Annotated in this window: 22 protein-coding genes; 15 read left to right on the top strand and 7 right to left on the bottom strand. The window is 68.3% G+C overall.

The window, feature by feature from the left end:
• Positions 1-41: 41 nt before the first annotated feature.
• From QXH22_RS09800 to QXH22_RS09825, 6 genes are all read left to right on the top strand, one after another.
• On the top strand, positions 42-1,337 hold the full coding sequence (locus QXH22_RS09800; RefSeq protein WP_306275461.1) for an NAD(P)/FAD-dependent oxidoreductase: 1,296 nt from the start codon (positions 42-44) through the stop codon (positions 1,335-1,337).
• Positions 1,331-2,038, top strand: a complete 708-nt coding sequence (locus QXH22_RS09805) for a DUF1365 domain-containing protein (protein WP_306242642.1) — start codon at positions 1,331-1,333, stop codon at positions 2,036-2,038. Before QXH22_RS09800 ends, QXH22_RS09805 begins: the two co-directional genes overlap by 7 nt.
• Entirely contained in the window at positions 2,035-2,412 is a 378-nt protein-coding gene (locus QXH22_RS09810; RefSeq protein WP_371934177.1) for a class I SAM-dependent methyltransferase, read from the top strand. The genes QXH22_RS09805 and QXH22_RS09810 overlap by 4 nt, the downstream gene beginning before the upstream one ends.
• A gap of 20 nt (positions 2,413-2,432) precedes the next feature.
• Complete coding sequence (locus tag QXH22_RS09815) at positions 2,433-3,203, top strand: DUF1295 domain-containing protein (RefSeq protein ID WP_306244465.1); 771 nt, start codon at positions 2,433-2,435, stop codon at positions 3,201-3,203.
• A gap of 45 nt (positions 3,204-3,248) precedes the next feature.
• Positions 3,249-3,812, top strand: a complete 564-nt coding sequence (locus tag QXH22_RS09820; RefSeq protein ID WP_306242643.1) for a sigma-70 family RNA polymerase sigma factor — start codon at positions 3,249-3,251, stop codon at positions 3,810-3,812.
• A gap of 64 nt (positions 3,813-3,876) precedes the next feature.
• The gene (locus tag QXH22_RS09825; protein ID WP_306242645.1) at positions 3,877-4,578 is read left to right on the top strand and encodes an anti-sigma factor; all 702 of its coding nucleotides are present in this window, start codon (positions 3,877-3,879) and stop codon (positions 4,576-4,578) included.
• Here the strand turns inward: QXH22_RS09825 and QXH22_RS09830 are convergent.
• From QXH22_RS09830 to QXH22_RS09840, 3 genes are read right to left on the bottom strand one after another with little or no spacing between them, the layout of a single operon-like run.
• Entirely contained in the window at positions 4,560-5,423 is an 864-nt protein-coding gene (locus tag QXH22_RS09830; RefSeq protein WP_306242648.1) for a hypothetical protein, read from the bottom strand. The genes QXH22_RS09825 and QXH22_RS09830 overlap by 19 nt on opposite strands.
• An 11-nt stretch (positions 5,424-5,434) precedes the next feature.
• Positions 5,435-5,950, bottom strand: coding sequence for a mycothiol transferase (locus QXH22_RS09835; RefSeq protein WP_306242650.1), 516 nt, complete (start codon positions 5,948-5,950; stop codon positions 5,435-5,437).
• Positions 5,951-5,959: 9 nt separating this feature from the next.
• Positions 5,960-6,334: a VOC family protein gene (locus QXH22_RS09840; RefSeq protein WP_306242652.1), complete on the bottom strand. Its 375-nt coding sequence runs from the start codon at positions 6,332-6,334 to the stop codon at positions 5,960-5,962.
• Between the two features lie 47 nt (positions 6,335-6,381).
• On the opposite strand from QXH22_RS09840, the gene QXH22_RS09845 reads away from it, so the two are divergent.
• The 3 genes from QXH22_RS09845 (at position 6,382) to QXH22_RS09855 (ending at position 10,123) form a co-directional block, all read left to right on the top strand.
• A complete protein-coding gene (locus tag QXH22_RS09845; protein ID WP_306242654.1) occupies positions 6,382-8,115 on the top strand; it encodes an amidohydrolase family protein in 1,734 nt (577 codons plus the stop codon).
• 76 nt (positions 8,116-8,191) lie between these two features.
• A complete protein-coding gene (locus tag QXH22_RS09850; RefSeq protein ID WP_306242656.1) occupies positions 8,192-9,688 on the top strand; it encodes a PPE family protein in 1,497 nt (498 codons plus the stop codon).
• Positions 9,689-9,709: 21 nt separating this feature from the next.
• Positions 9,710-10,123, top strand: a complete 414-nt coding sequence (locus QXH22_RS09855; RefSeq protein ID WP_306242660.1) for a pyridoxamine 5'-phosphate oxidase family protein — start codon at positions 9,710-9,712, stop codon at positions 10,121-10,123.
• A 1-nt stretch (position 10,124) separates the two neighbouring features.
• Here QXH22_RS09855 and QXH22_RS09860 read toward each other — a convergent pair whose 3' ends face one another.
• Both QXH22_RS09860 and groL read right to left on the bottom strand, forming a co-directional pair.
• Positions 10,125-11,354, bottom strand: a complete 1,230-nt coding sequence (locus QXH22_RS09860; protein ID WP_306242666.1) for a TerC family protein — start codon at positions 11,352-11,354, stop codon at positions 10,125-10,127.
• A gap of 64 nt (positions 11,355-11,418) precedes the next feature.
• On the bottom strand, positions 11,419-13,044 hold the full coding sequence (groL, locus tag QXH22_RS09865) for a chaperonin GroEL (RefSeq protein ID WP_306242669.1): 1,626 nt from the start codon (positions 13,042-13,044) through the stop codon (positions 11,419-11,421).
• Positions 13,045-13,382: 338 nt separating this feature from the next.
• Between groL and QXH22_RS09870 the strand changes: the two genes are divergently transcribed.
• Positions 13,383-13,877: a cupin domain-containing protein gene (locus QXH22_RS09870; RefSeq protein WP_306242671.1), complete on the top strand. Its 495-nt coding sequence runs from the start codon at positions 13,383-13,385 to the stop codon at positions 13,875-13,877.
• A gap of 17 nt (positions 13,878-13,894) precedes the next feature.
• Here the strand turns inward: QXH22_RS09870 and QXH22_RS09875 are convergent, their stop codons facing one another.
• Positions 13,895-15,358: an NAD(P)/FAD-dependent oxidoreductase gene (locus tag QXH22_RS09875; RefSeq protein ID WP_306242673.1), complete on the bottom strand. Its 1,464-nt coding sequence runs from the start codon at positions 15,356-15,358 to the stop codon at positions 13,895-13,897.
• Positions 15,359-15,412: 54 nt separating this feature from the next.
• Between QXH22_RS09875 and QXH22_RS09880 the strand changes: the two genes are divergently transcribed.
• Together QXH22_RS09880 and glp are read left to right on the top strand one after the other, a co-directional pair.
• The gene (locus QXH22_RS09880) at positions 15,413-16,357 is read left to right on the top strand and encodes an SDR family NAD(P)-dependent oxidoreductase (RefSeq protein ID WP_306275463.1); all 945 of its coding nucleotides are present in this window, start codon (positions 15,413-15,415) and stop codon (positions 16,355-16,357) included.
• 1 nt (position 16,358) lies between these two features.
• The gene (glp, locus tag QXH22_RS09885; protein ID WP_306275464.1) at positions 16,359-17,573 is read left to right on the top strand and encodes a gephyrin-like molybdotransferase Glp; all 1,215 of its coding nucleotides are present in this window, start codon (positions 16,359-16,361) and stop codon (positions 17,571-17,573) included.
• Here the strand turns inward: glp and QXH22_RS09890 are convergent.
• Complete coding sequence (locus tag QXH22_RS09890; protein ID WP_306242679.1) at positions 17,570-18,715, bottom strand: MFS transporter; 1,146 nt, start codon at positions 18,713-18,715, stop codon at positions 17,570-17,572. The two genes, glp and QXH22_RS09890, sit on opposite strands and share 4 nt — an antisense overlap.
• A 127-nt stretch (positions 18,716-18,842) precedes the next feature.
• On the opposite strand from QXH22_RS09890, the gene QXH22_RS09895 reads away from it, so the two are divergent.
• Genes QXH22_RS09895 through QXH22_RS09905 form a run of 3 tightly spaced genes read left to right on the top strand, consistent with a single transcriptional unit; the run spans position 18,843 to position 22,556 of the window.
• Positions 18,843-19,541 (top strand): phosphatidylserine decarboxylase, encoded by a 699-nt coding sequence (locus tag QXH22_RS09895; RefSeq protein WP_306242680.1) that lies wholly within the window; start codon positions 18,843-18,845, stop codon positions 19,539-19,541.
• Positions 19,538-20,392 carry a CDP-diacylglycerol--serine O-phosphatidyltransferase gene (pssA, locus tag QXH22_RS09900; RefSeq protein WP_306242681.1) on the top strand — a complete coding sequence of 285 codons (855 nt, stop codon included), beginning with the start codon at positions 19,538-19,540 and terminating at the stop codon, positions 20,390-20,392. Before QXH22_RS09895 ends, pssA begins: the two co-directional genes overlap by 4 nt.
• A gap of 1 nt (position 20,393) precedes the next feature.
• The gene (locus tag QXH22_RS09905) at positions 20,394-22,556 is read left to right on the top strand and encodes an AAA family ATPase (RefSeq protein WP_306242683.1); all 2,163 of its coding nucleotides are present in this window, start codon (positions 20,394-20,396) and stop codon (positions 22,554-22,556) included.
• The last annotated feature ends 63 nt before the right edge of the window (positions 22,557-22,619 follow it).

Raw genomic sequence — 22,619 nt, forward strand, 5'->3', positions numbered from 1 at the left:
CGCACCTCCATCCGAGCGCGGCGGGGCTCCGAATACTAGGTGTGCAGCCACCAGATGGACGATCGGTAGCGGTCATCGGCAGTGGGGTCGCCGGGTTGACGGCCGCCTACCTGCTGTCCGCCCGCGACCGCGTCACGCTGTACGAGGCCGACACCCGCCTCGGCGGCCACGCGCACACCCACTTCGTCGATGACGGCCACGGCCGGTTGACCGCGGTCGACTCCGGCTTCCTGGTGTACAACGAGCGGACCTATCCCACGTTGTGCCGGCTGTTCGGCGAACTCGGGATCGCCACGCAGGAGTCGGACATATCGATGTCCGTGCGTGCCGACGACCTCGAATACGCCGCGGCCCTGGGCCTTCGGGGACTTTTCGCGTGTGCGCAGTCCCTGCGCCCCCGGTATCTGCTGATGCTGGCCGAGATTCTGCGCTTTCACCGGGCGGCGACCCGACTGCTGCGCGACGAGCCTGCCGGCGACGAACTGGAAACGCTCGACGGGTTCCTGCGACTGCACCGGTTCTCGGCTTATTTCGTCGACCACTTCATCACCCCGTTGGTGGCCGCGGTGTGGTCGTGCACCGGTGACGACGCATTGCGCTATCCCGCCCGCTACCTGTTCGCCTTCCTCGACCACCAGGGCATGCTGTCGGTTTTCGGATCGCCGGCCTGGCGCACCGTGACCGGCGGTTCGGCCACCTACGTGCAGGCCATCGCGGCCCGCCTGGACGAAGTCTCGACCGGAACCCCGGTACGTCTGCTGCAACGGCTGCCGGACGGCGTGCTGGTCCAGGCCGGTGACCGTCCGCCGCGGCGCTTCGACGCGGCCGTCGTCGCCGTCCATCCCGATCAGGCGCTGCTGTTGCTCGACGATCCGACACCGTGGGAGCGCGCCGTCCTGGGAGCGATCCCCTACTCGACCAACCGTGCCCTGCTGCACACCGATGAATCGGTGCTGCCGCGGCACCGCCGCGCCCGCGCGTCCTGGAACTACCTGGTGACACCCGGTCACGAGCAGGTCGTCGTCAGCTACGACGTCAGCCGGTTGATGCGGCTCAACGGAACCCGCCGCTTTCTGGTCACTCTCGGCGGCCGGGATCGGGTGGACCCGTCGGCGGTGCTCGCCGAGATGACCTACAGCCACCCGTTGTACACCCCAGAATCCGTTGCTGCACAACGACTTCTACCAACTCTGGACGACGACCGGGTGGTATTCGCCGGCGCCTACCACGGGTGGGGGTTCCACGAGGACGGTGCCGCCTCCGGGGTGCGGGCCGCCCAGCGGCTGGGCGCGGACTGGCCCGCGGCGCCCGACCGGGAAGCGGTCCTGGCATGCTGACCCCCGCGATCTACCGCACCACGATCAGTCACAACCGGCAGGTTCCGGCGCAGCACTCGTTCCAGTACCGCAGCTACAGCTGGTATGTGGACATCGATCAGCTCCCCGCGGTGCCCTGGTGGCTGCGGCCTTTCGCACGGTTCGACGCCGCCGACCATCTGGCGGGAACCGGCGCCGCCGCGGACACGTCGTTACGCCGGCGGCTGGAGGCCTTCTTCGCCGAGCATCAGACCGCCATGCCGGACGGCCGGATCACAGCGCTGCTGCAGGCACGCGTTCTCGGTTACGTCTTCAACCCGCTGAGCATCTTCTGGTGCCACGACCGTGATGGCCGGCTGTGCCACGTGGTCGCCGAAGTGCACAACACCGACGGCGAAGGCCATGCCTATCTGCTCCCGCCGGCCGATACGCCGGTGCTGGTCAGCGAGCAGTTCTACGTGTCTCCGCTCAACCCGGCCGACGGGCACTATCTGGTGCTGGCCCCGTCGCCCGAGCACGAGGTCGACGTCATGGTGTCGCTGCTGCGGCAGCGCCGGCCGACCTTCACCGCCACCCTGCGCGGCGAGCGGCTCCCTGCGACGAGCGGGAAGCTAACGGCTCTTCAGGTCCTGTCTCCGCTGGCTCCGCTGGCGGTGGCCGCACGGCTCCGGGCTCAGGGGATCAGACCGCGGTTACGACGAGTCCCGGCGGTCGCGCGATGACTGTTCAGAGTATCGAAAAGCCCTTCGCGGCAATCGATTCCAGTCGCGGGCCGGCGATTCCGGCCACTCGCACCACACACACCTGGATTCAGCAGTACATTTTCCCTGGCGGACTGTTGCCGTCTGTCGCGGCCATCGTCGAGATCCCCGAGCGCCACACGAGCTTGTGCTCCGTCGACGTGGTCTCGCTGCGGCGGCGTTACGCCGAGACGCTGCGGCTGTGGCGCGAGCGCTTCGGACAGCGTCGTAACGAGTTGGCACGCTTGGGATTCGACGAGGTGTTCGAACGCATGTGGGAGCTGTATCTGGCGTACTCCGAAGCGGGGTTCCTGGACGGCTACCAGTGGACGTTCGAGCGGAGGGGGCTGCGGTGAGCGAGAGCGACATCCTGGCGGTGACCGGTGCCTGCACCCTGGCGGTGGCCGTGGTTCATTCGGTCACCTTCGCCATCGGCCGCAAGGTCGGCCGATACAACGTCGTCGACGTCGCATGGGGCATCGGCTTCGTCGTGGTGGCGGCGGTGGCGGGGCTGGTCGGCCACGGGGATCCGACCCGGCGTTGGCTGCTGTTGGCGCTGGTGTCGATCTGGGGTCTACGGCTGAGCTGGCACATCCACCGCAAGACCGCCGGGCACGGCGAGGATCGCCGCTACGCCGACCTGCTGCGGGGCGCTTCGGTGGGCCAGGTGGTGCGCAAGGTCTTTCTGCTGCAGGGCTTTCTGACGCTGTTCATCTCCTTCCCGCTGCAGCTGTCGGCAGTCACCGGCCCCACGCCCACCCCGTTGCTGGCCGTCACCGCAGCGGGTGTGGCGGTCTGGCTCCTCGGATTCCTCTTCGAAGCGCTCGGGGACCGGCAACTGCGCGACTTCAAATCCGACCCGGCTCACCGCGGGCTCATCATGGACCGCGGTCTGTGGTCGTGGACGCGGCATCCCAACTATTTCGGCGATGCCTGCGTGTGGTGGGGATTGTGGCTGATCACGGTCACCGGATGGGTTCCGCTGGCCACCGCGGTGTCGCCGTTGGTGATGACGTATTTCCTGGTGGACGTGAGTGGGGCCCGGCTGACCGAGAAATACATGAAGGGGCGTCCGGGGTTCGCCGAATACCAAAAGCGGACTGCTTATTTCGTTCCCCGGCCACCCAGAATGGTGCGTCAGTCATGACCGGCATAGCGGGCAGGGCCGTTGCTGGCGTTAGGCTACCGATCGATGACCGGACCGCTGCAGCCCAGCAGCGACCTGGACGCCTTGTTGCGCCGGGTCGCACGGGGGGACAACGCTGCCTTCGCTGCGTTCTACGACCAGACGAAAACCCGGGTGTATGGCCTGGTGAGCAGGGTGTTGCGGGACGCCGGGTACAGCGAAGAGACCACCCAGGAGATTTATCTCGAGGTGTGGCGGACGGCCTCGGACTTCGACTCCACCAAAGGGTCCGCGCTGGCCTGGCTGCTGACCATGACTCACCGGCGCGCGATCGACCGGGTGCGCAGCGAGCAGGCGGGCACTGTGCGCGAATCACGCTACGGCGTAGCCAATCTGGAGCCGGCCACCGATGTGGTCGCGGATACGGCGATCGCCGGCGACGAACGCCGTCGGGTGGCGCAATGCCTGGAGGGACTGACCGATACGCAGCGGCAGTGCATCGAGCTGGCCTACTATGGCGGACTCACCTACGCCGAGGTGTCGCAGCGATTGGCCGCGAACCTGTCGACCGTCAAGTCGCGAATGCGCGATGCGCTGCGCGGCCTGCGCAACTGCCTGGATGTGCCATGACCGCGCCGACGACGCAGAGGGGGCACCTCCCGGGAAGACGAAGCGATGCTGAGGAGCGCCGCTTGTGAACGAGCCGACCGATTTCGACCTACTTGAACTGGCGACCCCGTACGCGCTGCACGCCATGTCCGACGCCGAGCGTGCCGACATCGACCGGCGGGTCGCCGCCGCGCCGACCCCGGTGGCCGCCGCCTTCCACGAGGAAGTGCGCGCCGTCCGAGAGACGATGGCGCTGCTGTCGGCGACCAGTACCGCCGAACCACCCGGCGAGCTGCGCTCGGCGGTGCTCGCCCTGACCGCGCCGCCGGCCACGCCGCTGGGCCGTTCCCGTTGGCGCACAGCGGTTTTCGCCGCTGCGGCGGCGGTGGCTGTGGGACTGGGCGCCTTCGGCCTCGGGGTGGTCATGCGGCCGTCACCGACGCAGACGGTCGCCGAACAGGTGCTGACGGCTCCCGATGTTCGCACCGTCTCCGGCCCGCTGGGCGCCGGGACGGCCACCGTGGTGTTCTCGCGTGACCGCAACGCCGGTGTGCTGGTGATGAACAACGTGCCGCCACCCTCCCCCGGCACCGTCTATCAGATGTGGCTGCTGGGCGCCAACGGCCCCACGTCGGCGGGGACCATGGGAACGGCCGCCGTGTCCCCGTCGACCAGGGCAACGCTGGACAACCTGGGCAGTTCCACCGCGCTGGCGTTCACCGTCGAACCTGGTACCGGATCGACGCAACCGACCGGCGCCATCCTGGCTCAGCTGCCGCTGCGCTGAGACTTCCTGCTGAACAAGCCGCCGAGCATCGCGGTGATCACGCCCAGAGCGACCAGACCCACACCGGTGAGCAGCGTGATGTTGAGCCAGAGGTGCATGCTGCTTTCCGCGTGCCCGACCATCACATCGGCCATCCGCCGGATGTCCCCGGTCGTCCGATTGAGCGCCTCGTTCAGTGAGCGCTTGCCGATGTCGATGCCCGCCCAGCCGGCCGCGCCCACCAACAGCGCCGAGATACCCAGAGCGGTCAGTCCCCGGCCACGGCTGCGCGCGGCAACCACCGTCAGGAAGGCGAACAGCGCCGTCAGCGCGGCCACACCGATACTGACCCACGGCCCCCACACCTCGGCGCGGTGGAATTGCCCCTGCCGCAGCGGCTGGCCCACCGGCACCGTCAGCGGGACCTTCAGCGTCGCGGGAACCTGCACGTTGTAGGTGGCCAGCTGCTGCTGAATCGCGGTGTCCTTGAGCATCGGCGCAACGTCGACCACCCACTGCTCGTTGCCCCCGGGCTGCGGCGCGCTGAACAACCAGCCGTGCGCGGCGCGATTCACCTGGGCGAACAACGGCGGAAAGGAGGAACCTGCGGTGAATGCGGCCGCCACATCGTGCACCGTTGCTCCGTCGACAGGGCGCCCGCCGCGTTCGTTGATCAGTGTCATTGCTCGGGTGGTCAGCTCAGAAGCCATCGCGGACTGCAGCGCCGGGTCGCGGGCCGCCTGTTCAGCCAGCACGGCGTAGCCGTCTTCGTCAACGATGGTCGCCTGTGTCCATGCCGCGGGAACCGCCACCGCCAACCCGGCCGTGGCGATCAACCAGCACAACGCCGTCACGAGGAACCGCACGGGTTGGAACCCTACTGGGCGATCCCCCGCAGATAGGCGGCTTGGCCGAGATGCTGAGCACAGTCGTCGATGATGCTGACCAGCCGTGCACTCGCGGTGACCGGCGGATCCCAATGGGTGTCGACGATTCGGGCGAGTTCATCGGCGGTGACCGTCGCGACGTATTCCACAGTGAGCAGGTGCACGGCGTGGTAGTAGCCCAGCAGCAGGTCGACCGGTGCGCGGACCTTGGCCACCTCGTCGGCGCCGTGGCCGTAGCCGGTGTCGTTGCGCGGCAGGTCCAGATTGAAGCGGTCCACCCACCCGTCGCGGGTCCAGACCTGCTCCACGCCGGCCACGTCGGCAAGCTGAAGATCCTGGACCCGCGCGCTGTGCCACAGCAGCCAGGCGATGCTGTTGGCCTCGGGGGTCGGCCGGTAGTCGGCGACCTCGTCGGTGAGTCCGTTGCACACATCTCCGGCATGCTCGATCAACCGGGTGAATGCATCGCGCAACAGTTCGCGGGCCGCGTCGTCGGTTCCTGCCATACGTCGACGCTACGCTTGCGCGCCGTGCCAGACCGCTTCGACGTTGTTGCCGTCCGGGTCTCGCACGAAGGCGCCGAAGTACCCGGGATGGTATTCCGGCCAGAGCCGCGGGGCATGCAACGACTCGGCGCCCAGGCTCACCGCCGCCTCGTGAAATGCGCGCACCGCCGCCTCGTCGGCGGCCTGGAATGCCAGGTGCACCTCCCGGTTCGGCCCCAGGGCCGAGCCGTCGGCGATCCAGAAATCCGGCTTGCCGTCACGCCCGTAGCCGATCGCCACGCCGAAGTCCATTTGCCGTGAACAGCCGAGCACACCGAGCACAGTGTCGTAAAACCGCTGGGCGGCGGGGTAATCGGCACAGTTGATTCCCATGTGGTCAATCACATGCCGAATCCTGGCACGAGCCACCGACACGGTCGTAGATTAATTAGATGACCTACGACCTTCTGATCCGCAACGGCACCATCGTGGACGGACTGGGAGGTGAACCCTACGTCGGCGACATCGCGGTGCAGGACGGGCTGATCGCGGCGGTCGGCGCCCTGAACGGCGCCGGCGCGACGAAGGAGATCGATGCGACCGGCCTGCTCGTCACGCCGGGCTTCGTCGACCTGCACACCCACTACGACGGCCAGGCCATCTGGTCGGACCGGTTGACGCCGTCCTCGGCGCACGGCGTGACCACGGTGGTGATGGGCAACTGCGGCGTCGGCTTCGCACCCTGCCGCCAGGAGGACCACGACGTACTCGTCGACGTGATGGCCGGCGTCGAGGACATTCCCGGGGTGGTCATGACCGACGGCCTGCCGTGGACCTGGGAGACCTTCCCGGAATACCTCGACGCGCTGGAGTCCGGCACGCGAGACATCGACGTCGCCGCCTACCTGCCACACTCTCCGCTGCGCGTCTACGTCATGGGCCAGCGCGGCGCCGACCGCGAGCCGGCGACCCCTGAGGACCTGGCCAAGATGCGCGCGCTGGCCACCGAGGCCATCGAAGTCGGGGCGCTGGGATTCGCCTCCTCCAGGCTCACCATCCACAAGACCGAGAGCGGAGCGCCGATTCCGAGTTATGACGCGGCCCGTGAGGAGATCGAGGAGATCGCGCGGGGCGTCGTCGACGGTGGCGGCGGCTTGCTGCAGTTCGTGCCGGACATCCCGGCCGGGGGGTACCAGCCGGTGCTGCAGACAGTGTTCGACGTCGCCGAGGACGTCGGGCTTCCGGTGACGTTCACGCTGGTGGTGGGCAACGCCGGGGATCCGACATGGCCGGACGCCATCACGATGATCGAGAAGGCGAACAGTGTCACCGATGAGATCCGGGTGACCGCGCAGTTGTTGCCGCGTCCGATCGGGCTGATCATCGGGCTGCAGCTGACGGCCAACCCCTTCGTGCTCTACCCGAGCTACCGCGAGATCGCGCACCTGCCGCTGGCCGAGCGGGTCGCCGAGATGCGCAAGCCCGAGGTGCGCGCCAAGATCCTGGCCGACAAGCCGGGCGCGGGTCATCCGATCCTCTACGTGGCCCAGATGTGGGACTGGATTTTCCCGCTGGACGACAACCCCAACTACGAGCCGGACCCGGCCGACAGCATCGGCGCGCGGGCCCGGGCCCGCGGTGTCAACCCGATGGAAGAGGCCTACGACCGGCTTCTGGACGACGACGGCCGGGCCATGTTGCTGGTCGCCACCAGCAACATGGAGGGCAACTCGCTGGACACCGTGGGCAAACTCCTGCACCGCGACGACGTGGTGCTGGGATTGGGCGACGGGGGTGCCCACTACGGCATGATCTGCGACGCCAGCTACTCCACTTACTTCCTCACCCACTGGGCGCGTGACCGTAGCTCGGGGCGATTCAGCGTGGCCGAAGCAATCCGTGAACTGACCTCGGTGCCGGCCCGCATCGCCGGCCTGGCCGACCGCGGTCGCATCGCCGTCGGCTTCAAGGCGGATCTCAACGTCATCGACCACGCCGGGCTGCGGCTGCACAAGCCGGTCATCACCTACGACCTGCCGGCGGGTGGACGCCGGCTGGATCAGACCGCCGAAGGCTACGTCGCCACCGTGGTCTCCGGAGAAGTGATCGCCGAGAACGGTGTGCCCACCTCCGCGCGCCCGGGCAAGCTGGTCCGCGGACGCCGGCCCGCGCCGGTTGCCGTCTGACGGGCCGCTGCGAATTAACGGTAGCGGGTTACCCGATACGCCCACGGTAAAAGGCTGTGCCGGGTAAGTTTGGGTGGTGACAAGCCCGCATTTCGCGTGGTTGCCGCCAGAGATTAACTCGGCATTGATGTTTGCCGGTCCCGGCGCGGGACCGCTACTTTCTGCTGCCTCCGCATGGGGCGGTCTGGCCGAAGATCTCGCTTCAGCGGTGTCGTCATTCAGTTCCGTCACCCAGGAGCTGACCAGTGGATCATGGCAGGGCGCCTCGGCGGCCGCCATGATGGTCGTCGCCACCCAGTACATGAGCTGGCTCAGTGCAGCCGCGGTTCAGGCCGAGCAGGCGGCCGCGCAGGCCGCCGCGACGGCGGTCGCGTTCGAGACGGCGGTGGCCGCCACCGTGCAGCCCGCGGTGGTGGCGGCCAACCGCGGTCTGGTGCAGATGCTCGCCTCGACGAACTTCTTCGGCATGAACTGGCCGGCCATCATGGACACCGAATCCGCCTACGAGCAAATGTGGGCGCTGGACGTGGCTGCCATGGCGAACTACCACTTCGACGCGTCGGCGGCGGCCGCTCAACTGGCGCCCTGGCAGCAGGTCCTGCGCAACCTCGGCATCGACATCGGCAAGAACGGCACCATCAACTTCGGCTTCGGCAACACCGGCAGCGGCAACATCGGCAACAACAACGCCGGCAACTACAACTTCGGTATCGGCAACAGCGGCAGCGGCAACGTCGGCGCCGGCAACAGCGGCAGTGGCAACCTCGGCATCGGCAACACCGGAAACAACAACCTGGGTCTGGGGAACTTCGGCAGCAACAACCTGGGCATCGGCAACACCGGTAGCGACGTCCTGGGCATGGGCCTCACCGGCGACAAGCAGTTCGGCTTCGGCGGGTTCAACTCGGGCAGCGGCAACACCGGATTCGGCAACTCCGGCACCGGCAACACCGGCTTTTTCAACTCCGGCAACGGGAACCTGGGCCTGGGCAACTCGGGCTCCCTGAATACCGGCCTGGGCAACTCGGGCAGCGTCAACACCGGGTTCAGCGGATCGATGGGCTACCTCGGCTCCGGACTGCAGAACGCCGGCCTGGGTGGCACCGGCCTGGAGGCGGGCCTGGCCAACTCCGCGCACTACGCCACCGGCGGCCTGGGCACGGCGGCGCTGAGTTCGGGGCTGCTCAGCTCGGCCCTGGCGAATACCGGCGGCCTGCACACCGGCCTGGCCGGAGCCTTGAACTCGGGCCTGAGCAGCACCCCGATGGTCGCCCCGGCATCCGCGCCGGCGGCAGCCGTCGACAGCGGCGCTCAGGGATCGGTCTCGGCCAACCCGACCAGCAGCCCGGCCGCCAACGCAGGCCTGCGGACCTCGGCCAGCACCCCGGTGACGGGCTTCGTCAACCCCAGCACCAGCGACCCGGGGGTGCGGACCACGCTCGGTCGCGAATCCGGCATCGGTGCCCCGAGCCTGCCCAACTCCGGCATTCCGAAGTCCAACTTCTACCCGGCGGCCGAGCGCGACACCGGCGACCAGAGCCGGGTTATCCAGTTCCCGATCCGCACCGAGTAGCCACGCGCCTATCCTCGATTCGTGGCTGCAAAGACCAAACCGGTCGACTTCCAGCGGTTGGCGGACACCCTGCCGGACTATCCGTTCGCCTATCTGATCACCGTGGACGACGACTACCGCGCGCATACCGTGACCGTTGAGCCGGTGCTGCGTGACCTGGCGGTGCTCGATGTCGGGCTGATCGGCGGGGGAACCCGGAACAACCTGGCACATCGCAGGGACGTCACGCTGGTATGGCCGCCGCCGGCACCGGGCGGCTATTCGCTGATCGTCGACGGCCACGCTGAGATTTCCGATGCCGGCGCCGACACGGTGCGCTGCGACGTGACCCCCACGCGCGCGCTGCTGCACCGCAATGCCGATTCTCCTTCGGCAGCCAAGGGCTGCCTGCACGACTGCGTCGTGTTCTCGCTGCCGGCCGACGCCGGGTCGTAGCCTACGAGGTCAGTCCCTTGCGGACGAACGGCTGGGCTTCGCCACGCTCGACGGCCTCGTCGTGTTTATCGGCCGCGCGGTCGAGCAGTTCCCGCAGTGCCGGCTCGTCCCGGACCAACTGACGGTACTTCGGCTTCATGTCCATGATCTGATCGCGCTCGGCAAGCAACTTGTTGAAGATGCGTTCGCGTTCCTCGGGGTCGTGGGTGTACTCCGAGTCCAGATAGGCCGTCGCGTGCCGGCGGGCGTTCGCAATCGCCGTCATCGCCTTGCCCTTGTTGCTCAGCAGGGAGGCCACCACGGTGACGATCAGGACACCGACGATCACGGTCAGCGACGTCCAGGTGCTGATCTCGATGACTTTCACCGGCTCACCGCCGTTGATGAACGGGACGTTGTTCTCGTGCAAGGCGTGCAGGATCAGCTTGACGCCGATGAGGCCGAGAATCCCCGCCAGTCCGTAGGACAGGTAGATGAGCCGGTCCAGCAAGCCGTCGACCAGGAAATACAGCTGCCGCAGACCGAGCAGTGAGAACGCCGTCGCGGTGAACACGATGTAGACGTGCTGGGTGAGGCCGAAGATGGCCGGGATCGAGTCCAGCGCAAACAGAATGTCCGTGCCCCCGATAGCCACCATGACCAGCAGCATCGGCGTCATCGCCCGCTTGCCGTCGATGGTGGTGAACAGCTTGTCGCCGTCGTAGTGCTCGCTGGTGCGGATCACCTTCTTGGCCAGCCGGATGACGAAGTTGTCGGCTTTGCGATCGTCGTCGTCGTGGTCGTTCTTCAGCACACTGCCCGCGGTGAGCAACAGGATCAGGCCGAACAGGTAGAAGACCCACGCGAACGCATTGATCAGCGCCGCGCCGAGAAAGATGAACCCGGTACGGGCGATCAGGGCGAAGGCGATCCCGAACAACAGCACCTTCTGCTGGTCCTCACGCGGGACCCGGAAGCTGGCGATGATCACCAGGAAGACGAACAGGTTGTCGACCGACAGCGCCTTCTCCGTGACGTACCCGGCGAAGTACTCCGGACCCGCCTCCCCGCTGCCGAACAAGAGCAGGCCGACGCCGAACAGCACGGCGACGCCCACGTAACCCGACGACCACAACGCGGCTTCCCGCAGCGTCGGGACATGCGCCTTGCGGACGTGGAAGACGAAGTCGAAGGCCAGCAGGCCCACGATCGCCACGATGGTCAGGGCCCACACCCAGTCCGGAACGTCCATGACTACCCCCTATCACACGAAAAAGCCCGGCTCCCTTGGAGGAGCCGGGCTTCTCGTTGACCTCTTAGAAGTCCATACCGCCCATGCCACCGGTCGGGTCGCCCGCCGGAGCGGCCGCCTTCTCCGGCTTGTCGGCCACGACGGCCTCGGTGGTCAGGAACAGGCCCGCGATGGACGCCGCGTTCTGCAGCGCCGAACGGGTCACCTTGACCGGGTCGGCAACGCCGGCCTTGAGCAGGTCCTCGTACTCACCGGTGGCGGCGTTCAGGCCGGTGCCGGCGGGCGAGTTGCGAACCTTCTCGGCCACCACGCCGGGCTCCAGCCCGGAGTTGAAGGCGATCTGCTTCAGCGGAGCCTCGAGCGCCACGCGCACGATGTTGGCACCGGTCGCCTCGTCGCCCGAGAGGTTCAGCTCGGCCAGGGCCGGAGCCGACTGCAGCAGGGCCACGCCACCACCGGCGACAATGCCCTCCTCGACGGCCGCCTTGGCGTTGCGGACGGCGTCCTCGATGCGGTGCTTGCGCTCCTTGAGCTCCACCTCGGTGGCAGCGCCGGCCTTGATCACCGCAACACCGCCGGCCAGCTTGGCCAGGCGCTCCTGCAGCTTCTCGCGGTCGTAGTCGGAGTCGCTGTTCTCGATCTCGGCGCGGATCTGGGCCACCCGGCCGGCGATGGCGTCGGGGTCACCGGCGCCCTCGACGATGGTGGTCTCGTCCTTGGTGATGACGACCTTGCGGGCCTTGCCGAGCAGCGAGATGTCGGCGGTCTCGAGGGACAGACCGACCTCTTCGCTGATGACCTGACCACCGGTGAGGATGGCCATGTCCTGCAGCATCGCCTTGCGGCGGTCACCGAAGCCGGGAGCCTTGACGGCCACCGACTTGAAGGTGCCGCGGATCTTGTTGACGACCAGGGTCGACAGCGCCTCGCCCTCGACGTCCTCGGCGATGATCAGCAGCGGCTTGCCACCCTGGATGACCTTCTCCAGCAGCGGCAGCAGGTCCTTGACGGTCGACACCTTGCTGGACACCAGCAGGATGTAGGGGTCCTCCAGGACGGCTTCCTGACGCTCGGCGTCGGTGACGAAGTAGCCCGAGATGTACCCCTTGTCGAACCGCATGCCCTCGGTGAGCTCGAGCTGCAGGCCGAAGGTGTTGGACTCCTCGACGGTGATGACGCCCTCGTTGCCGACCTTGTCCATCGCCTCGGCGATCAGGTCACCGATCGACTGGTCGCCCGCGGAGATGCCCGCGGTGGCCGCGATCTGCTCCTTGGTCTCGACGTCCTTGGCCGAGGAGAGCAGGGTCTGGGTGACCTTCTCCACCGCCTTCTCGATGCCGCGCTTCAGACCCAACGGGTTGGCACCGGCAGCGACGTTGCGCAGGCCTTCCTTGACCAGCGCCTGCGCCAGCACGGTGGCCGTCGTGGTGCCGTCACCGGCGACGTCGTCGGTCTTCTTGGCGACTTCCTTGACCAGCTCGGCGCCGATCTTCTCGTACGGGTCCTCCAGCTCGATCTCCTTGGCGATGGACACACCATCGTTGGTGATCGTGGGGGCGCCCCACTTCTTCTCGAGGACGACGTTGCGACCCTTGGGGCCCAGCGTCACCTTTACCGCGTCGGCGAGGGCGTTGAGGCCCCGCTCGAGGCCGCGACGGGCCTCTTCGTCGTACGCAATTGTCTTGGCCATTGCGAAGTGATTCCTCCGGATTGGGGATGATACGGGCTGACCAATGGTGGGCCACCCCGTTACTTACGCTGGCCGGGCGCAGTGCCCGCGACGGACGGTCACAGCGGTTTGTCGCTGGACCTCACCGTCCCGACCTAGCACTCGCCTATGTCGAGTGCCAACGTCATTATTAGCACTCGCCTATGCCGAGTGCAAGATCGCCCGGGGCGTGGACCGCCGCGTTCGCCGTGGGCTGAAGCGCCCGTTGTGAAGTACCCGACGCGTCACCGGCGTGGCGCGTCGTGAAATTCATGCTCGGCGGAGGGAATCCTGCCGCCCGCACGGGGCACACTGGAGCGATGTCCCTGGTAGTGCCGCCTTACCCCCCGCCGCGATACACCAAAGCGGAACCGGAGGTCAGCGCCTGGCTCAAGCGGGCCGACGAACCGCCGGACTATGAGAACTTCGGGGTCAAGTACCACTACCTGGCCAATCAGCAGGCCACCGACGGCTACTACGGCCTGTACCGCGTCGACATCGCTCCGGCCGGCGGCGGGCCGGGCCCGCATTTCCACCGTGCGATGTCCGAGGCCTTCTTCGTGTTGGCCGGCACCATGCGTCTCTACGACGGGCGAGACTGGGTCGACGCCCGCCAGGGCGACTTCCTTTACGTCCCGCCCGGCGGCATCCACGGGTTCCGCAACGAGATGGACGAACCTGCATCGATGCTGATGCTCTTCGCGCCGGGTGCACCGCGCGAGGCCTATTTCGAAGGGTTCCCGGCGCTGGCCGACATGACCGACGACGAGCGGCGCGAGTGGTTCGCCGCGCACGACAACCACATCATCGAGTAGCAGATACCCCGCGAGGGTCAACTCAGCAGATAGTCGCCGGCGACCATCGCGCGGGTGCGTTCGAAGAACGTCCGGCCGCTGAACGGAAGCTGGGTCACCACTTTGCCGCTGGGATGCCGGTAATAGCTGTTGCAGTTGGCCAGCCACACCTTGCCTTCCATGGCGGCCTGTAGTTCGTCGTTGTAGCGCCGCTGGGCGGCCTCGGTCACCACGACCGCGCGCGCCCCCCGCTGCGCGACTGTGTCCAGGATGTGCCGGATGAAGGTCGTCTGCGCCTCGTGGATGTACAGGATCGAATTGACCCCGTTGGTATTGGGCCCATAGAGGGTGAACAGGTTCGGATATCCGGCCACCATCGTGCCGAGGTAGGCCTCGGCGCCGTCACTCCAGTCGTCGCGCAGCCGGCGGCCGCCCTCGCCGTAGACGTCGATGCTGGCCAGGTAGTCGGCAGCCTTGAACCCGGTGCCGTAGATGACGGTGTCGACCCGGTGTTCGACTCCATCGACGGTGCGCACGCCGTGCTCGGTCAACTCGGCGATCGAGGTGGTCTCCAGCTCGACATGCGGCAGCGCGAAGGTCGGATACCACTCGCGGGACTGCAGCGGCCGCTTGCAGCCCACCGGGTAGTCCGGTGTGAGTTTGGCCCGCAACACCGGGTCCACCACTTTGCGCATCAGGTAGCTGCGCGCCAGCTCGGTCTGCTCGTGGGTCTGGGCCGCGTCGACGTCGAAGCTGGACGACTCGTAGGACGCAAAGGCCTCCTCGCGCAGCTTGCGGGCCTCGGCCGGATCGCGCTCGAACAGCTCGTGCTGCTCGGCGGTGAACGGGAAGTCGAAGCGTGGCGCGATCCAGATCGGGGTCCGCTGGAACACCGTCAGGTGAGCGGCCTGCGGTGCGATCGCCGGCACGTACTGCACGGCACTGGCGCCGGTGCCGATCGAAGCCACCCGCTCACCGGCCGTCGACCTGGTGTGATCCCAGCGGGCCGAATGGAACTGCCGGCCGCGGAACCGTCGCGCACCCGGAATGTCCGGCACGTGCGGAACGTCGAGCATGCCGACCGCGCTCACCACGTAGTCGAACTCGTGCTCGTCACCGTCCTCGGTCTGCAGCGTCCAACACCGGCCGGACCACCGCGCCGTGCTGATCGAGGTCCCGCACCGCAGGTGGGGTTCCAGCCCATGGTCGGCGGCAACCCGTTCGAGGTAGGCGAGGATCTCGGGCTGGTTCGCATAGGTCTTGCTCCAGCGGGGATTGAGCGCGAAGGAGAACGAATAGAGATGCGACGGCACATCGCAGGCCGCACCGGGAAAGGTGTTGTGCCGCCAGGTCCCGCCGAAGCCGTCGGCGCGATCGAAGATGGTGAAGTCGTATCCGCCGGCAGCGAGCTGGATGCCCATCGCGATACCGCCCGCGCCGGCGCCGATGATGCCCACCGACGGCCGGCCTGGGGAATGACGTTGGCGCATCCCGGTAACCACGTTCTCAAATGTACGTGCCGCCGCGCCGGGGTTGCGCGTGAGTATGTTCGGGCCATGGCTTCCAACAGCATTCAAGACCGCAAGTGGACGACCGCCGACATCCCGGACCAGAGCGGGCGCACCGTGGTCGTCACCGGCGCCAACACCGGGCTCGGCTACCACACCGCTGCCGCCCTGGCCTTCCCCGGTGCCCACGTGGTGCTGGCGGTACGCAACCTGGACAAGGGCAACGCCGCGCTGTCCCGGATCGTCGCCGCCAAGAACGATGCTCAGGTCACGTTGACCGAACTCGACCTCAGCTCGCTGGCGTCGGTGCGCCGGGCGGCCGACGAGCTGCGCAGCGCCTATCCGCGCATCGATCTGCTGATCAACAACGCCGGCGTGATGTGGACGCCGAAGGAGCTGACCGCGGACGGTTTCGAGTTGCAGTTCGGCACGAACCATCTCGGGCACTTCGCGTTGACCGGGCTGCTGCTCGACCACCTGCTCGGCGTGCGCGACTCCCGGGTGGTGACGGTCAGCAGCCTCGGCCACCGTATGCGCGCCGCGATCCACTTCGACGACCTGCAGTGGGAACGCAGCTACAGCCGGATCGGCGCGTACGGACAGTCGAAGCTGGCCAATCTGCTGTTCACCTACGAGCTGCAGCGCCGGCTGTCGGCCGCCCAGCAAGCCGGGAAGGCGCACACCATCGCCGTCGCCGCGCACCCGGGCGGCTCGGCCACCGAACTGGCCCGCAACGTCCCCCGTATCCTGCGGCCACTCAACGCGCTCGCACCGTTGCTCTTCCAGAGCGCGGAGGCCGGTGCGCTGCCGACGCTGCGTGCGGCCACCGACCCGGCGGTCGAAGGCGGTCAGTACTACGGCCCGGACGGTCTCGGTGAGCAACGCGGGCACCCGATGCTGGTGCAGTCCAGCGCGCAGTCGCACGACGCAGAGCTGCAACGCCGGCTCTGGAGTGTCTCCGAAGAACTCACCGGCGTGAAGTTCCCGGTCTGACATGCGTTCCGTCACCGAGCATCAGCACGCGATCGCGCAGATGATCGCGGCCCGTCCCGCCGTCAACGCGGCCCTGACCGACGCCCTGGGCCTGGCGCTGGCCGGGGACGTCGTCGCGCCGTTGTCGCTGCCGGTCTTCGACAACTCCGCGATGGACGGCTATGCGGTGCGCGCCGAGGACACCGCGGGCGCGACGCCCGAGCACCCGGTGGTGCTGCCGGTCGCCGAGGACATCCCGGCCGGCCGCACCGACGAGCTGACCCTGCAACCAGGCACCGCGCACCGGATCATGACCGGAGCACCGCTGCCGGCCGGCGCGACGGCCATCGTGCCGGTAGAGGCCACCGACGGCGGCGCGCAGTCCGTGCAGATCCGGCAGCATTCCGAGGCCGGCAGACACATCCGCCGGGCCGGCGAGGACGTCGAGGCCGGCACCATCGTGCTCACGGCCGGCGAGGTGGTGACACCGGCCGCCCTCGGACTGCTTGCCGCGCTGGGGCTGGCCGAGTTGCCGGTGGTCCCGAGGCAACGGGTGCTGCTGATGTCCACCGGATCCGAACTGGTGGCACCGGGCACCCCGCTGCGGCCCGGACAGATTTACGAGTCCAACTCGGTGATGCTGGCGGCCGCGGTCCGGGAAGCCGGCGCCGACGTGGTTGCCACCGCGACCGCCGGTGACGACGTCGCGCAATTCACCGCGATCCTGGACCGGTACGCGGCCGACGCGGACCTGATCATCACCAGTGGAGGCGTCAGCGCCGGCGCTTACGAAGTGGTCAAGGACGCCTTTGGTCCCCACGGCGTGCAAGGCGGTGAAGGCGTGGCGTTCGTCAAGGTGGCGATGCAGCCGGGCATGCCGCAGGGCGCGGGTTTCGTGGCGGGCACACCGATCGTCACGTTGCCCGGCAACCCGGTCAGCGCGCTGGTGTCCTTCGAGGTGTTCATCCGGCCGGCGCTGCGCACGGCGATGGGGCTGCCGAACCCCGAGCGGCCGAAGCGGTCCGCGGTGCTCACCGAGGCGGTGACGTCGCCGCGTGGCAAGCGGCAGTTCCGGCGCGCCATCCTGGACGCCGCCGCGGGACAGGTCACCAGCTACGGCCCGCCGGCGTCGCATCACCTGCGCTGGCTGGCCTCCGCGAACGCACTGTTGGACATTCCGGAAGACGTGGTGGAGGTGCCGGCCGGCACCGAACTGCAGGTGTGGGACCTGAGCTAATTCCGGTGGAATTCGTCGGCCGCATCGAAAGCGGAGGTGGCCGCGATCGCCGCAGCGGCGACCGAGAGCACCACCGGAATGGTGACCAGTGCTGCCGAGAGACCGGCCCACTGAGCGAGGTGGCCGATCAGCGGCGGGCCGAGCAGATAGCCCACCCAGCCCGTCGCGGCGACCAGGGCGATCGCCGAGCCGCCGCTGCCGGCCGAATAGGCGGCGCTGAATGCCGTGGGCACCAACAGCGCGACCCCCGCCCCCACGCCGGCGAACCCGATCACGCTGACCACCGGATCGGCAGCGATGAGCGTGATGCTCATGCCGACGGCGGCGACCAAAGCCAGCGCCGGCAGCAGCCGGCGCGCCGGGACGCGGGCGTGCAGGCGCAGGGCACCGAACCGGATGACGACCATCGCCAGGGTGTAGGCCGCATAGCTCAGCGCTGACACCCCGGCGCCGGCGCCGACGACGTCGTGCACGTAGTTCGCCGACCAGTCGGTGGCGGCTCCCTCGCACAGGAACGACGCGAATGCCACCGCCGCCAGAATCGCCACCATCGGGGTCCAGGTGCGCCCTCGCCCTTCTGCTGCTGAGTCGACGTTGTCGTCGACGGTCAAGCGCAACGTGAGCGGCCCGACCAGCACCAGCACCACGGCCCCCAGCACCACAAGCTGTGGTTCGAGCCCGATGCCGACGCTGACGCAGGCCGCACCGATCAGCGCACCCAGCAGCGCACCCACGCTCCACATGCCATGGAACCGGGCCATGATCGGGGCGCGCGCCAGCCGCTCGACGGTGCCGGCCTGGGTGTTCATCGCGACGTCCAGCGCGCCCTGAAACCAGCCCCACAGCATCAGGCTCAGAAAAAGCCACCAGCCTGATGTGGCCAGCCCGACCGTCATCGCGGCGAACGCATAGCCGGTGAGCAGCCCGGGCACCAACCGGCGGCTCCCCCAGCGCGGCAGCGCCCAGTGGCTGCACAAGGTCGCCGCGACCGAACCGAGGGGCGCCCCGAACAACGCCGTTCCCAGTGCCCCGTCGGACAACCCGAGGGCCGCCTTGACCTGCGGGATATGGGCTGCCCAGGACGAGAACACCACGGCGTGAGCGACGAACGTCGCGGTAACGCCGATCTTTGCCCGGCGCAATGCCGCGGTATTGAGGCATGGGGTCGGAATATCGGACTCCTAGAAACAAGCAGGCTCGCTGTCTACTTTCCCTGCCCGGGGCCCAACGAACCACGCCGCCGATACACGCATACGTAAGATGACCCGCGTGGCACGACGCCCTGGCTCTTCTCAAGGTCCCGCTCACCTGATCGAGTTGGTGCGCGACACCGTTCCCCCGGTACACCCGGGCGGGCGGCCGTTCATCGGTGCGGGCCTGGCCCTGGCCGCGATCGGATACCGGCACCGGTGGCTGCGCCGGACCGGCCTGTTGGCGGCCGGCGCCTGCGCGGGGTTCTTCCGGCACCCGACGCGGGTGCCGCCCACCCGGCCCGGCGCCGTTGTCGCGCCCGCCGACGGCACGGTCTGCGTGATCGACACCGCGGTCCCGCCCGCCGAACTCAGCATGGGTGACGTGCCACGCCCGCGGATCAGCATCTTTCTGTCCATCCTGGACGTCCACGTACAGCGGGCACCGGTGAGCGGTGAGGTGATCGCCGTCCAGCACCGTCCGGGCAGTTTTCTTTCCGCCGATCTTCCCGAGGCCAGCGAGGCCAACGAGCGCACCAGCGTCCGCATCCGGATGGACAACGGCGAGGACCTGGTCGTCGTCCAGATCGCCGGTCTCGTCGCACGCCGCATCGTCTGCGACGCGCACGTCGGCGACCGGCTCGCGATCGGGGAAACCTACGGACTGATCCGGTTCGGCTCGCGGCTGGACACCTACCTGCCGCCGGGAGCCCAGCCGATCGTCACCCTCGGCCAGCGCACGCTGGGCGGCGAGACCGTCCTGGCGGAGCTCTCATGATCAACAAACCACGGGTCCGGCGCACCGAGGCGCTGCACCTGCTGCCCAGTGCCATGACCGTGCTGTCCATCTGCGCCGGCCTCACCTCGATCAAGTTCGCCCTCGACCACAAGCCGATCCCCGCAATGGCGCTGATTGCCGTGGCCGCCATCCTCGACGCGCTGGACGGCCGGGTAGCTCGCATCCTCGACGCACAGTCCCGGATGGGCGCCGAGATCGACTCGCTGGCCGACTCGGTGAACTTCGGCGTGACCCCGGCCCTGGTGGTCTACGTGACGATGCTGTCCAAGTGGCCGGTCGGCTGGGCGGTGGTGTTGCTGTATGCGGTGTGTGTGGTGTTGCGACTGGCCAGGTACAACGCCCAGCAGGACGACGGGACGCTGCCGCCCTATGCCAAGGAGTACTTCGTCGGAATGCCCGCCCCGGCCGGCGCGGTGTCGATGATCGGGACGATCGGCCTCAAACTGCAGTTCGGCGAGGGGTGGTGGACGTCCATCTGGTTCCTGGGCCTATGGATCACGGGAACCTCGCTGCTGATGGTCAGTGCGATCCCGATGAAGAAGTTCCACACCCTGGCCGTGCCGCCGAACTGGGCGGCCCCACTGCTGGCGGTGCTGGCCATCGCCGCCGCGGCCGCGGTGCTGGCGCCCTATGTTCTGATCTGGATCATCATCATCTCCTACGTGTGCCACATCCCGTTCGCGGTGCGCAGCAAGCGCTGGCTGGCCAAACACCCGGAAGCGTGGGAAGACGACAACAAGCAACGACGCGCCGCCCGGCGCGCGACCCGACGCGCCCAGCCGCACCGACGGTCGATGGCGCGGCTCGGGTTGCGCAAGCCGGGCAGGTGACGTGACCCGGCCCAATCAGCTCGCTCTCACCGCGCGGCTGAACACGTCCGCGGTCGACTCGCGCCGCGGTGTGGTCCGGCTGCACCCGAGCACCATCGTCGCGCTGGGCATCCGGGAGTGGGATGCGGTGTCACTCACCGGGTCTCGCACCACCGCCGCAGTGGCGGGCATGGCTACCGGCGACATCCCGATCGGCATCGTGCTGCTGGATGACGTCACACTGTCCAACGCGGGGCTGCGGGAAGGCACCGAGGTGATCGTCAGCGCGGTCACCGTCTACGGGGCGCGCACCGTGACGCTGAGCGGTTCGACGCTGGCCACGCAGTCGCTGTCCCCGGCGACGCTGCGCCAGGCCCTGCTGGGCAAGGTGATGACGGTCGGCGACGCGGTGTCGCTGTTGCCGCGCGACCTGGGCCCCGGCACGTCGACGTCGACCGCCACCCGCGCGCTGGCGTCGTCGGTCGGGATCAGCTGGACCTCCGAGCTGCTGACCGTGACCGGTGTCGACCCGCACGGACCGGTCAGCGTCCAGCCCAACACGCTGGTCAGCTGGGGCACCGCCGTCCCCGACACATCCCGGCTGATCCCGGCCGTCGACGTCTCGACCCCGGAGATGCAGGTCGAGGAGCTCAAGGGGGCGCAGCCGCAGGCGGCCAAGCTCACCGAGTGGCTCAAGCTCGCCCTGGACGAGCCGCATCTGTTGAAGTCCCTGGGCGCCGGCACCAATCTCGGTGTCCTGGTGTCGGGGCCCGCCGGTGTCGGCAAGGTGACGCTGGTCCGTGCGGTGTGCGCCGGGCGCAGGCTGGTCGAGGTGGACGGCCCGGCCATTGGCGCACTGGCCGCCGAGGACCGGCTGCGCGCGGTGTCGACAGCGGTCACCACGGTCAGTGACGGCGGTGGGGTGCTACTGATCACCGACGTCGACGCCCTACTGCCGGAAGCTCCCGACCCGGTCGCCGCGCTGATCCTCACCGAGTTGCGCAAGGCCGTGGCCACCGACGGCGTCGCGGTGATCGCCACAACGGCGCGACCCGACCAGATCGATGCCCGACTGCGCTCCCCGGAGTTGTGCGACCGTGAACTGGGCCTGCCGCTGCCCGACGCCGGAACCCGCAAGGCGCTGTTGGAGGCGTTGCTGAAGAAGGTGCCCGTCACCGAACTCGATCTCGACGAGATCGCCTCGCGGACACCAGGTTTCGTCGTCGCCGACCTGGCGGCGCTGATGCGCGAAGCGGCGCTGCGGGCCGCGTCGCGGGCCAGCGCCGACGGCCAGCCACCCAAACTCAGCCAGGAGGATCTGATCGGCGCGCTGTCGGTGATCAGGCCGCTGTCCCGCTCGGCCAGCGAGGAGGTCACCGTCGGCAGCGTGACGCTGGCCGACGTCGGCGACATGGTGGAGGCCAAACAGGCGTTGACCGAGGCGGTGCTGTGGCCGCTGCAGCACCCGGACACCTTCTCCCGTCTCGGCGTCGACCCGCCACGCGGGGTGCTGCTCTACGGCCCGCCGGGCTGCGGCAAGACCTTCGTGGTCCGCGCCCTGGCCAGCACCGGCCAGCTGAGCGTGCACGCCGTCAAAGGCTCCGAGCTGATGGACAAATGGGTGGGCTCCTCGGAGAAGGCAGTCCGCGAATTGTTCCGGCGTGCAAGGGATTCCGCACCGTCACTGGTTTTCCTCGACGAGGTGGACGCGCTGGCGCCGCGGCGCGGCCAGAGCTTCGACTCGGGCGTGACCGACCGTGTGGTGGCCGCGTTGCTGACCGAATTGGACGGGATCGACCCACTGCGCGACGTCGTCGTGCTGGGCGCCACCAACCGGCCGGATCTGATCGACCCGGCACTGCTGCGTCCGGGCAGGCTGGAGCGGTTGGTGTTCGTCGAACCGCCCGACGCCGATGCCCGGCGCGAAATCCTGCGCACCGCAGGCAAATCCATTCCGCTGAGCTCCGATGTCGACCTGGATGCGGTGGCTGCCGGACTGGACGGATACAGCGCGGCGGACTGCGTGGCCCTGCTGCGCGAGGCCGCGCTGACGGCGATGCGGCGCTCCATCGACGCCGCCGACGTCACTGCGGCCGACCTGGCCGCCGCCCGGGAAAAGGTGCGGCCCTCGCTGGATCCGCTGCAGATCGAGTCGTTGCGCGAATTCGGCCGACAGGCGCCGTAGGACACGGCAGCCCAGGTCTTCGCATTATGGATTTTCTGAAATATATTTAGCCGTTCAGCTCGC

Origin of the sequence: Mycobacterium sp. TY814 (genome assembly GCF_030755175.1) — a bacterium.
GTDB lineage: Bacteria > Actinomycetota > Actinomycetes > Mycobacteriales > Mycobacteriaceae > Mycobacterium.